Annotated in this window: 10 protein-coding genes and 1 rRNA gene; 5 read left to right on the top strand and 6 right to left on the bottom strand. The window is 61.3% G+C overall.

The genetic code is table 11. The features are described from left to right. Positions 1 to 64: ribosomal RNA gene (locus GGQ67_RS03885) — 16S ribosomal RNA — on the bottom strand; the annotation flags it as partial. 598 nt (positions 65 to 662) lie between these two features. Here GGQ67_RS03885 and GGQ67_RS03880 point away from each other — a divergent pair. Then, positions 663 to 1,928 carry a metallophosphoesterase family protein gene (locus tag GGQ67_RS03880; RefSeq protein WP_183898830.1) on the top strand — a complete coding sequence of 422 codons (1,266 nt, stop codon included), beginning with the start codon at positions 663 to 665 and terminating at the stop codon, positions 1,926 to 1,928. Then, entirely contained in the window at positions 1,928 to 5,401 is a 3,474-nt protein-coding gene (locus GGQ67_RS03875; protein WP_183898829.1) for an AAA family ATPase, read from the top strand. Before GGQ67_RS03880 ends, GGQ67_RS03875 begins: the two co-directional genes overlap by 1 nt. Before the next feature lie 37 nt (positions 5,402 to 5,438). Here GGQ67_RS03875 and GGQ67_RS03870 read toward each other — a convergent pair whose 3' ends face one another. From GGQ67_RS03870 to GGQ67_RS03850, 5 genes are read right to left on the bottom strand one after another with little or no spacing between them, the layout of a single operon-like run. Next, positions 5,439 to 6,326: a CsgG/HfaB family protein gene (locus GGQ67_RS03870; RefSeq protein ID WP_343056461.1), complete on the bottom strand. Its 888-nt coding sequence runs from the start codon at positions 6,324 to 6,326 to the stop codon at positions 5,439 to 5,441. Positions 6,327 to 6,357: 31 nt separating this feature from the next. Further along, positions 6,358 to 6,783 carry a curli production assembly/transport component CsgF gene (locus GGQ67_RS03865; protein ID WP_183898828.1) on the bottom strand — a complete coding sequence of 142 codons (426 nt, stop codon included), beginning with the start codon at positions 6,781 to 6,783 and terminating at the stop codon, positions 6,358 to 6,360. A gap of 5 nt (positions 6,784 to 6,788) precedes the next feature. Then, a complete protein-coding gene (locus tag GGQ67_RS03860) occupies positions 6,789 to 7,256 on the bottom strand; it encodes a hypothetical protein (RefSeq protein WP_183898827.1) in 468 nt (155 codons plus the stop codon). Continuing rightward, entirely contained in the window at positions 7,246 to 7,575 is a 330-nt protein-coding gene (gene csgH / locus GGQ67_RS03855) for a curli-like amyloid fiber formation chaperone CsgH (RefSeq protein WP_183898826.1), read from the bottom strand. The genes GGQ67_RS03860 and csgH overlap by 11 nt, the downstream gene beginning before the upstream one ends. 55 nt (positions 7,576 to 7,630) lie before the next feature. Continuing rightward, positions 7,631 to 8,689, bottom strand: a complete 1,059-nt coding sequence (locus tag GGQ67_RS03850) for a curlin (protein WP_183898825.1) — start codon at positions 8,687 to 8,689, stop codon at positions 7,631 to 7,633. A gap of 285 nt (positions 8,690 to 8,974) precedes the next feature. Here GGQ67_RS03850 and GGQ67_RS03845 point away from each other — a divergent pair, with 285 nt between their 5' ends. From GGQ67_RS03845 to GGQ67_RS03835, 3 genes are all read left to right on the top strand, one after another. Further along, positions 8,975 to 9,556 carry a hypothetical protein gene (locus GGQ67_RS03845; RefSeq protein ID WP_210279508.1) on the top strand — a complete coding sequence of 194 codons (582 nt, stop codon included), beginning with the start codon at positions 8,975 to 8,977 and terminating at the stop codon, positions 9,554 to 9,556. 188 nt (positions 9,557 to 9,744) lie between these two features. Further along, positions 9,745 to 9,987 (top strand): DUF2188 domain-containing protein, encoded by a 243-nt coding sequence (locus tag GGQ67_RS03840; RefSeq protein ID WP_183898823.1) that lies wholly within the window; start codon positions 9,745 to 9,747, stop codon positions 9,985 to 9,987. Between the two features lie 47 nt (positions 9,988 to 10,034). Next, a complete protein-coding gene (locus tag GGQ67_RS03835) occupies positions 10,035 to 10,268 on the top strand; it encodes a BrnA antitoxin family protein (RefSeq protein WP_183898822.1) in 234 nt (77 codons plus the stop codon). The last annotated feature ends 301 nt before the right edge of the window (positions 10,269 to 10,569 follow it).

Here is a 10,569-nt window from a genome sequence, read left to right as displayed (position 1 = left end):
CGACTTGCATGTGTTAAGCCTGCCGCCAGCGTTCGTTCTGAGCCAGGATCAAACTCTCATGTTGAGAATTCAATCATTGGCATTTACGTCACGTTACTTGAATCGACGAGAACTTCACACCTGTCCTCTAAGCGTCAAGGCCGAAACCCCAACACCAAAGACCAGTGTAACTTCTCTTGATAAACGTGACCGCCAAAGTCTCTTTCAAAGATCAGGTATCTCTGCCCGATCCGCGAACTCCGCCGCCCACGTTTCTCTTTCTTCTCATCTTCAATTGTCAAATAACAGACCAGGCAAACCCAGTCGAAATTCCCCGTCCCAGACACAAAGCCCGGAACCAATCAGCATCGCAGCCAATTCAAAGAAATCCAGAGCGAAAGTCACCGTCGCCAGCAGCGCCGCCGCCCTCGTTCCGTGAAGCGGCTTATAAGGCTCCTCACCCAAACAAGTCAACAGACCTTTTTCAAAAAATCGCAGTTTCCGACAACAAGCTGTTTTTAAATGCGAATTTTCAAACAGGGCTGCTGGACGCCGCAAATGGGTCGGAACGGCGCTACCCTACCCTACCCTACCCTACCCTGCCCCACCAAGCCCGGCATCCTCGGATGGTGGCATCAACGGGACCTATCTGCCATATAGTGACGCGCACCATAGAGGATTAGATGCCGTTTCGCTTCATACACACAGCAGACATTCACCTGGACTCGCCGCTGCGCTCACTGGCGCTTCGCGACGAGGCGCTGGCCGAACTGATCGGCAACGCCACGCGCGCGGCCTTCGTCTCGATCATCGATCTCTGTCTTGAAGAACAGGTCGATGCGTTGATCATTGCCGGTGATCTCTATGACGGCGACCAGACGTCGATGAAGACGGCGCGTTTTCTGGCTGCCCAGATGCAGCGGCTGAATACGGCTGGGATCGCCGTCTACAAGATCCGGGGGAACCACGACGCGCTTTCCAGGATCACCCAGGAACTCGTGCTGCCTGACAACGTCAAGGTGTTTGGCGGTCGCGCCGACATCGTCGAGCGGGTCAAGGATGGTCTCGATATCGCGATCCACGGGCTGAGTTTCGCCAAGCCGCAAGCCCCTGAATCCCTGCTGCCAAAATTCAAGCCGCCGGTCGCCGGCGCGGCCAATATCGGCATCATGCATACGAGCCTTGCCGGCGCGCAGGGGCACGACGTCTACGCGCCCTGCAGCGTCTCGGAGCTGCATGCCTCCGGGTTCGATTACTGGGCGCTTGGCCATATCCACCAGCGGACACACCATCACGGCCCGCGCGCGGTGATCATGCCCGGTATGCCGCAGGGCCGCGACATCAACGAGGCCGGCGCCAAGACCGTATCGCTGGTGACGATTGCCGACGACAGGACGATTACGATCGAGGAGCGCCTGACCAGCGTCGCCCAGTTCGAACGAGTGACTGTCGATCTCACCGATATCTCGGAGTGGCGCGAGGCGGCGGGCGCGATCGAGCTGGCGCTCGCGCGGCAACGCGAGGCGACCACCTCGCCGCATCTCGTCGCGCGCTTGCGGCTTACCGGGCAGACACCGCTGTCATGGCGGCTGCATCGCGACATCGATCTGTTGCGCACCGAGGCCGAGGAACGCGGCGAGCGTATTGGCCAGACGTGGATCGAGAAGCTGGAGCTTGCCGTGCACACGGCCGAGGGGGTCGGCAAGACGACGGCGGACCCGGTCAACGAGCTTGGCCAGCTGATGCGCGACCGGGTCATGGCCAGCGCCGGCTTTCGTGACGAGATCGGCGAGATGGTGAAGGATCTGCTTGCTGATCTGCCGGCGGAAAGCCGCCGATTTGCCGGCGACGACCCGGCGAGCTTCGAGCGCTTCATCGATGAGTTGATGCTCGACGGCGCCGACGACATCACCGCGCGGATGAAGACCTGGGATCACGGAGAGAACTGATGCGCCTTCGCCGTCTCGACCTGACCCGCTACGGGAAATTCACCGACCATTCGATTGACTTCGGCGCGCTCTCCAAGGGCCAGCCTGACCTGCACATTATCTACGGCCTGAATGAGGCCGGAAAGTCGACGACATTCGACGCCTTTCTCGATCTCCTGTTCGGGATTGGCGCCACCAGCAACTACAATTTCATTCATCCCTATAATTCCATGCAGATCGGCGCCCGGCTCGAGTTCGACGGGGCCGAACACGAGCTGGTACGGCTGAAGCGCCGGACCGGCAGCCTCGTCGACAGTAACGGCCAGCCGGTCAACGAGGGCATGCTGTCGGCAGCACTCGGCGGGATCGGTCGCGATGCCTACCGGACGATGTTCTCGCTCGATGATCATTCCTTGAAGGAAGGCGGCCAGGCGATCATTCAGAGCAAGGGCGAACTGGGCGAATTGCTGTTTTCGGCAAGCTCGGGTCTGGCGGGTCTCAACAGATCGCTGGTCATGGCGGCGGACGACGCGGCGGCCATCCATCGCAAGCGCTCGTCAAGCACGAAACTCGCCGAATTGAAGAGAGCGCTCGAGACGCTGAAGAACGAGCGCAATGCCATCGACACCTTCGCCGCTGGCTATTCCGTGCTCGCGGCGACATTGAGCCAAACGAGCGCATCCTACGATGCAGCGAGCGCCGAACTGGCTGAGGCGAAACTTCGGCACACCTATATGCAGCGTATTCTGACGACGCTACCGCTGACATCCGAGCTCGATCGCCTTGCTGCGGAATTCACCGGGCTCGGCGAATTGCCGCGCCCGCCGGCGGACTGGTTCTCGCTGCTGCCGCAGCTTTCGCGCGACGAAACCCGGCTGCAGGCGCTCCTTGAAACCGCGGAACGCTCCATTCTGCAGCTGTCGGATGAGATCGATGGCATGGTGGTCGATGAACAGGCCCTGTCGATCGCCTCCGCCATCGAGACACTCGAGATCGGACGGGCGCGCTACCGGGCAGCCGCGGACGATCTGCCGAAACGCAAGATCGCGCTGGCCGAACAGGAGGGCATGTTATCGCGATTGCTGTTCGATCTCGATCAGGCCGGACATGAAAATCCGCAAAGGCTGTTGCTGCCGGCGCCATCCGTCAGCGCGATACGCGACCTGATGGAGAAGCGTTCGGGGATAGAGGCGGAGATCGCCTCCGCCGAGCGCGAGCTCAAGCGCGCCAGGGACGGCCTAAACCGCTTGAGGGAAGATGCGGCCGAAATCGATGGCGGAACGGGGCTTGACCCAGACACGCAATCTCGCATCGAGACCGCGCTGGCCAGGCTGACGGATACGGAGCTCGTCTCGCGCCTTGCCATCGAGGAACGCTCCTATCACCAGCTGCACCGCAATCTCGATGAGCGCGTCGCGCTGCTCGCACCCTGGTCGGGCGACCTGGATGAGCTGGCGGCCATGAAGGCGGCGGACGCCCGGCAGCTGGATATGTGGCGATCGCAGGCGACGTCGCTCGACAGGCGCGTGAGCGAACATCGCGACAAGCTTCGCGACCTCACCAGTGAACGAGCGGCGACCTTGGCCCGGATTGCCGCCTTCGCAAGCGAAGGCACGGTCGACGACGGCGCGGCGCAAACGCTTCGCGGCGCGCGTGACGCGGCCTGGCAAAGCCACCTCGCTACGCTCGACAGCACCACCGCTTCCACATTCGAACGGGCGATGCGGCAGGATGATGCCGCAACAGACAATCGGCTGGCCCGGGCCAAGGACCTGGCCGAACTCCGGCAGCTGACGCTCGCCGCCACCACCGGAGCGGCCGCCATCGACCGGCAGGAAGAACTGCTCGCGGAGGCGTTGGGGGAACACCATACCCTGGCCGATAAGATCGGCGCCTACCTGCCCGACGCCACCGAAGGCGGATCGGAAGCGCTGGAGCGGCTCGCAGCGCTCGAGAGCTGGATCGGCAAGCGAAGTACGGCGCTTTCCGCCCGGGACGATCTGAAGAAGGTCGGCTATGAACTGGAGGCGCTGCGCTCCGAACTCGGCCGGCATCGCGCCGCGCTTGAGGCAGCTCTGGCCGAGGCTGGCGCGTGGCTCGACGGCGAGATGCCGATTGGCGAGCTGACGCGCGCGGCCGCGAGACTGCTCGCCGACAGCAGGAGCCGGGAGGAGGCGCGCGCCAGCCATCGGAAGGCGGTAACCGGCCTGACGCGCGATGTAGCGGAGCGGGAGCGCGAGCAGCAGCAGGCTGTCCTGGCCGCGGAGGGGTGGCGCGATGCCTGGTCGGAGGTGCTTTCCGGCACATGGTTCGCCGACAGGGCCACGTCCGTCGCCGCCGTCGGCGCCATTCTGGCTACCCTTGCAGGCTTGCCCGGCGTCTTAAAGGAACGTCAGGATCTGGCTCAACGGGTGTCGGCGATGGAGCACGACCAGAGGCAGTTTCGGGCCGAGCTTTCAAACATGCTCGGCCAATTGGCGACGGATATTGGTTCGGGCGACGTGCTCGCCGCCGCAAATGCGCTCGTCGAGCGCTACAACAACGCCTTGCGCGACCGCCAGCATCGCGCCGACAGACAGACGACACTTGAAACGCTGCAAGCCGACCGACACACGCTCGACGCGGAGCTTGCCATTCACAACGCCCGCAAGGCGGAACTGACTGGCTATTTCGGCACCGATACGCTGGCGGCTGTCGGAACCTACCTCGACGCGGCAAAGGAACGCGACCGGATCGAGCGGCGCATGGCGGAGCTGCGCGAGCAGATCACCCAGGGACTACGCGTGAAAACCTACGAGGATGGCGCCCGGCTTTTGTCGGAGATCGACGCCGCCGAGGTCGAGCACAGCGCGCTGAGCCTCGCCGCCCGGATCGAGGATCTGACGGAGCGTGCGCGCGAGCTTTACGCCGACATGACCCGCGCCCAGGACAAGCTCGATGCCGTGGGTGGAGACGACGCCGTTGCCCGCATCGAAGCGAAACGGCGCACATTGCTGCTTGAAATCGAGGCGCTCGCCATCCGCTACCTCACATTGCGAACCGGCACGATGGCGGCCGAACAGGCGCTGCATCTCTACCGCGACAAGCATAGAAGCTCGATGATGAACCGCGCTTCACAAGCGTTTCAGACAATCACCGGCGGCAACTATACGGGCCTCGCCACGCAACCCGACAAGGATAAGGAGATCCTGATCGGCGTATCGCGTGACGGCGGATCGAAGCTTGCCGATTCCATGTCGACGGGGACGCAGTTCCAGCTCTATCTGGCGCTCAGGCTGGCGGGATACGAGGAGTTCGCGGCCGTTCGGCCGGCTGTGCCCTTCGTCGCCGACGATATCATGGAAAGCTTCGACAACCCGCGCTCCGAAGAGGTGTTCCGCCTGCTTGGCGAGATGGCGAAGGTCGGTCAGGTCATTTATCTCACGCACCATCTGCATCTGTGCGACATTGCCAAATCCGTCGTCCCCCAGGTGAAAATTCATCAGCTGGGCTAGACTGGGTGTTCGCGCACGAGCGGCATTGAGATCGACGTCAGAAGGTCTTGACGGCCTCCGCGCTTTCGATTGCCGCGACGTCGCCCGGCCGATCGCGCTTGACGTATTCATTGACGAGCGGCGTGGCGACGGCGGGATTGCTGAAGCTCCATATTCCGGACCGCACGCCCTCCATGACGGTGGCGTAGACCGCGAGATCGATCGCCTGCCGCACGGCGAGCTGCGTCGGCTCGTTGCGGGTGTAGCCGGCCTCGATCTGCAGCAGCTTGTCCGTTGAAACGAACTTGTAGACATTGGCGTTCACCCCGGCCGAATAGACGGTCTTCGTCGTCGTGACGCTCAACAGCACTTCGCCCGTCTGCACCGATACGATGCGGACGCCGACGGTGACGACATCGCGGCGATATTGGGCATCGGCGCCAATGCCGAGGAAATTCGCTCCGACGCCGCCGGTGATGGTGTTGGCGTCATAGGTCAGGATACCACCTTGAACGATCAGCCCGGCGAAGCGGATGGGCGGCAATGTCTTCATCGCGTCCATCGAATATTCCTGCCGCGTCGCGCGGATCAGCTGGCGCTCCTGCAACAAATCGTTCAGGCCGGTGCGCTCGACCACGGTAAACCAGTTGCCGCCGCCCGCGCGCTTCAGCGCATCGATGATCAGTCCGGAGCCACCCTGGGTCACGGCGCGAGAGAACACGGCGACATTGTCGTTCGGCTCGTTCTTCCCGGTGAGATCGGGAAACTGGTAAACGGCGATATCGACCTTCTTGGCCGGCGGCGGAAGGTTTTCGAGATTGGTGCGCGTCGGCGACGGCGGTGTCACCACCGGCGGCTGCTGCAGTGGCTCCTTCGTGGCGGTCGTCTCCACGCAGCCCGTAAGCAGCAAGGCACTGAGGATAGCGAGAACTCGAACCATTTTCATACGCTGTACTTCCACGAGACGTTGAGACGCTTTACGGGGTCGCAGGCACGGTCACGTTGGTGATCGTCGAGCCGTCATTGATGGTGATCTGAATTTCGCCGCCGACGCGCACGAACGAAATCGTCGTTCCCGCCAGCGTGTAGCTTCCGCTTGTTTGCGCATTCGCGCCGAAAAGGGATTCGGTGATCTGGTTTGCCAGCGAGGCATAGAGCTGGCTGGTCAGCTGGTTGGCGAACATCTGCCCGGGGGTCAGCGCCGAGGGGCCCGATATCGCGGACTTGCCGCTCTCCTTGAACTGGTTCTGTGCATCGGCCTGCGACATCATCCAGTTGCCATTCAGCGGGCTGCCGCCAAAGGCCGGATTGACGGGCGTATAGACCAGGCTGCCTGCCTGCGCCGCGCAGGCCGAGAGCAGAACCGCAAGGCCACCCACCACACTTCTCAGACGTTGTGCCATCGCCCTTACCTCTGGCTGAATTGCTGGATCGTGATCGTCTGTCCACTGACCGTCGAGGACAGGCCGTAGCTGAGGCCATTGCCCATCTGAGTCTGCAAGACCGTGTTGTTGCTTCCTGTCAGCGCAACGCTGGCACTGTTGTTGTTGCCGACCTGCAGGCTGTCGACCGTGTTCGCGTCGCCCGTCACAGAGTAGGACACCCAGTTGCCATCGCCGATCTGTGTCTCGGAAATCCGGTTCGCGGCGCCGTTTTGAATGATCGAGGCGGTGTTGTTCGATCCGGTCTGCTCGATCGACGCGACATTGCCGCCGCCGCCCGCCGTGGCCGTGCTGGTGGCCGGAGGTGCCAGCAGATAGTTTCCGAGATCGGTATAGGCCGATCCCGCGTCCTGCGCGGAAGCCGTGGCGCCCACCAGCGAGAGAAGCACCCCGGCTGCCGCCGGCGCGAATTGAAACGCAAATCTATTTCCCATTGGAGACCTCGTCGAAGACGCATTCGAACTCGGCGCCCAGCGCATCGCCGCTCAGCTGCACGCGAACGCGCGTGCCCCTGGCGTAATCGAGTTTCGATTCACCGACGAAAACGGGATCGCTGGTCGGAATGCTGAAGGAGCCGGATTGCGTGACATTGGAATTGCCGCTCCGGCCCTCCTTGAGAACCTCGAAGCGATATTTGCCGAAAGCCGGCACGGGACTGACGATCCGCCCCCTCAGGCGGATTGCGCTCTTCGAGCGCGTGGCATCGACCGAGCACGAAATTGCTGGGGGAGACCCCATATCCATTCCACCCATTCCACCCCTCCTGTGGAAGTGGGGCGACGTAGCCGCCCCACTTTATGCACTGCGGTTAGTTCTGAATAATGCTGAGAATATTGCCGGCACCGTTTTGCGCGGTGACCGAGATGTTGCTGTCGTTGGTCTGGGACAAGGACAGGCTGTTTCCGCCGTAGCCGCTCTGGCTGTAGTTCGCGTAGTTGCCCGAACCATACTGGGTGACGGTCGCAACGTTGGAGTAGCCCGCCTGACCGCCAAACTGTGAACCGTAGATCTGGTTGTCGTTGCCAGTCTGGGTCAGGTTCGCCGTGGCATAATAGCCCTGGTTGCTCTGGGCGTAGTTTCTGGCGCCATTCTGGCTGATCCACGCAGTCGAGCCCACGCCGGTCTGCGACGAGGAGATGGTGTTGGAATAACCGCTCTGCCACGCATTGGTATACAGCTGATCACCGTCTTGGGTCAGGGTCATGTTGTTGCCATCACCGTTCCCCTGCATGGCAACGACTGCGTTGCCGCTCCAGCTGTTCTGGCCGATCGCGATCGCATTGTTGCTGCCGCCGCCGATCCAACGACCTGTAGATTGATCATAACCGGTGGTGCCCTGGCGAACGTAGGCTACGCCGCCTGTCCCCGTCTGCGTCAACGAGGCATTGTTGCTACCGCCCCCCTGCAGGACGTCGAAGCCGTTCAGGCTTCCGTTCTGGAGAACGCTGACCTTGCTAGACGCCGCAGTGCTGTCCTGTTGGATGGAATTGTATGCGCCACCGTTGTTATATGCGATGTAGCCAATGCCGTTCTGCGTGCCCGCTTGCTGCAACTCCACGTCGTTCTGGTTGCCGGCCTGGTTGATCACGGCAGTGTTCTGCGTGCCCGACTGATAGCCCTGCAAATCTCGCGCAACCCAGTTATTGTTACCGGACTGGTTGACGACAAGCTGGTTATAGCCGGCAAGACCGCCGTTCTGCTGGACGAAGGGACGCCATGACTGGCCGATCGTGTTGTGATCGCCACCCTGGTTGATTTGGGCAGTCTGACTGTTGTCGTTCTGCGTAAAATACACAGTATTGCTGCCCGCGAAGGCAGACGTTGCGCCGATAAGCGCGACGACAGCCGTAGACAAAAGAAGATTCATTCTCATTTTCGTCCTCCAATTGTGAGAATTTTTCTGTGCCGCTTGTATTCGGAACTGACGCAATACACCCATGGTTACCGATTTCTTAATAAAGCACACAAATATATACGTTATACAACTGTAAATCGTTTCAAACGGGGATCATCCAAAAGGCGTACATAATATGTCGCTAATATTTCAACATCCGCGTTGAACATTTGCCGGGACTAGTGTTGTCTGATCGCAAAACGCGGAACTGACGGGGAGGAGCGATCGATGTCCGTGCGTAACGCTCTCATGGCATGCGTGATCTTGCCCGCCGTTTTCTCGACACCAGCTATCGCGCAACAGACCGCTTCGACGGCGCCTGCGCCCGCGACCCTGTGTGACGCCGATTGCATCCGCTCCAATTCCGAAACGGTCGCTCAAATGTGTGCTCGTCCGATCGAGGCCCAAGCGCCGATCGATTTCGAATGGGTAAACCGCCCCTATGCCAGCTTCTTCCAGGAGGCCGACCCGCCCGAGGGACAATCCTCAGTTGTCATCTACCGTGGAGATTCCATCCGCTTCGTGACGCCGAAGAAAGAGTGGATCAGAATGACGTTCGAGTGCGCCTATGATGCGAACGCCAAGAAACTGGTCGGTGTGCGCTTGAAACCGGGGCGGCTCGGTCAGCCTCAGCCGGTGATCGCTTCCGCCGCGCCCGCACCGCCTTCATCGAAGGCGGCGCAGATGAAGCAACCGAGCCAGATCGACGGCGCGGCCTTGGGCGCCGCCATCCAGCGAGCGGTAAGGCGACCCAAGCCGGCGGCGAAACCGACGCGAACGATGAACATCGGCGAGCCGAGCGGCATCGAGGTCGAGCAGATGGCGATCGCTCCCAATTGAGTGCGCGCAAACCTCACACTCTGCCTGGGGCGCGGGTCAACCGCCCGCCATCACAAATGTGATCACCGATATCAACATCACCCTGCTGACGGCACAGCAAAGACCACCCGGCTTGACCTCAAGCCTTCTGCGTCCCAGGTATCCATGAGCCCATCCGAATGGCCGTGGGCGCAGCAGGAGATAGCACGATGCAGATTACCTACCACGTCGGACAGCACGATGGTGGCTATGGATACCGCCTTGGCGATGTCTGGTCCGAAACATTTCCGACACATGATGCCGCTCTTTCCGCCGCCAAGGCCGCGGCAAGTCGCCAGCATGTGGAAGGCCGCGATGCGGAGATCCAGTACCAGACCGCCGATGGCTCTTGGCACACGGAACATGCCAGCGGCGGAGACCGGCCCGATACCGAGGTGATTGACGACCGCTGACGGGTGGGCGACCTTTCAAGAGAATCTCACTGACACAGGAACACATGATGGCCACGACACCACGACGCCCCGTCAATGCAATGGACGCGGCGGAAGCCTTGTTCAAACCTGCCAAGAAACAGCCGGCGCCGGCGGTCGAGCGACCGGCTATCCCGAATGCAAAGGAAATGGTGTCGATCAAGATCGACAGCGACGTGCTGGCCTTCTTCCAGGAAGACGGTTCCGGCTGGCAGGAGCGTATCAACGATTGCCTGCGTGCCGCGATGAAGGCAGGCCGCTGATATCCGAACAAGCGGCAGCGCGCCGTCCTGGTGCTAGCCGAGATGCCTGGCAGGGGGCTCACGGCGATCCGTGCTGCACGGCAAACTCAGGCTAGCGCCCGCCTTCAACGAGGGAAATTGGGCACGAATATGACGTGTACGTAAAAGGAAATATACGACATTAAATCTCCACGGGTACGGACATTTTCTTATCGAAACGTTCCGATCCGTAACGATCGGAGCCGATAGCCACCGCCGCGACCTTGACAGCAAAAGCCTCGCGATCGAAAGCCGGAGCTTATGTCAGAGCCTCCTGACCTTA

The organism is Rhizobium metallidurans, assembly GCF_014196505.1.
Taxonomy (GTDB): domain Bacteria; phylum Pseudomonadota; class Alphaproteobacteria; order Rhizobiales; family Rhizobiaceae; genus Rhizobium; species Rhizobium metallidurans.
This window is presented reverse-complemented; position numbering and strand designations above follow the sequence as displayed.

Bases quoted from the DNA above. Each gene is read 5' to 3' on its own strand.
- GGQ67_RS03880 (WP_183898830.1), top strand. From the start codon at position 663: ATGCCGTTTCGCTTCATACACACAGCAGACATTCACCTGGACTCGCCG.
- GGQ67_RS03875 (WP_183898829.1), top strand. From the start codon at position 1,928: ATGCGCCTTCGCCGTCTCGACCTGACCCGCTACGGGAAATTCACCGAC.
- GGQ67_RS03870 (WP_343056461.1), bottom strand. From the start codon at position 6,326: ATGAAAATGGTTCGAGTTCTCGCTATCCTCAGTGCCTTGCTGCTTACG.
- GGQ67_RS03865 (WP_183898828.1), bottom strand. From the start codon at position 6,783: ATGGCACAACGTCTGAGAAGTGTGGTGGGTGGCCTTGCGGTTCTGCTC.
- GGQ67_RS03860 (WP_183898827.1), bottom strand. From the start codon at position 7,256: ATGGGAAATAGATTTGCGTTTCAATTCGCGCCGGCGGCAGCCGGGGTG.
- csgH (WP_183898826.1), bottom strand. From the start codon at position 7,575: ATGGGTGGAATGGATATGGGGTCTCCCCCAGCAATTTCGTGCTCGGTC.
- GGQ67_RS03850 (WP_183898825.1), bottom strand. From the start codon at position 8,689: ATGAATCTTCTTTTGTCTACGGCTGTCGTCGCGCTTATCGGCGCAACG.
- GGQ67_RS03840 (WP_183898823.1), top strand. From the start codon at position 9,745: ATGCAGATTACCTACCACGTCGGACAGCACGATGGTGGCTATGGATAC.
- GGQ67_RS03835 (WP_183898822.1), top strand. From the start codon at position 10,035: ATGGCCACGACACCACGACGCCCCGTCAATGCAATGGACGCGGCGGAA.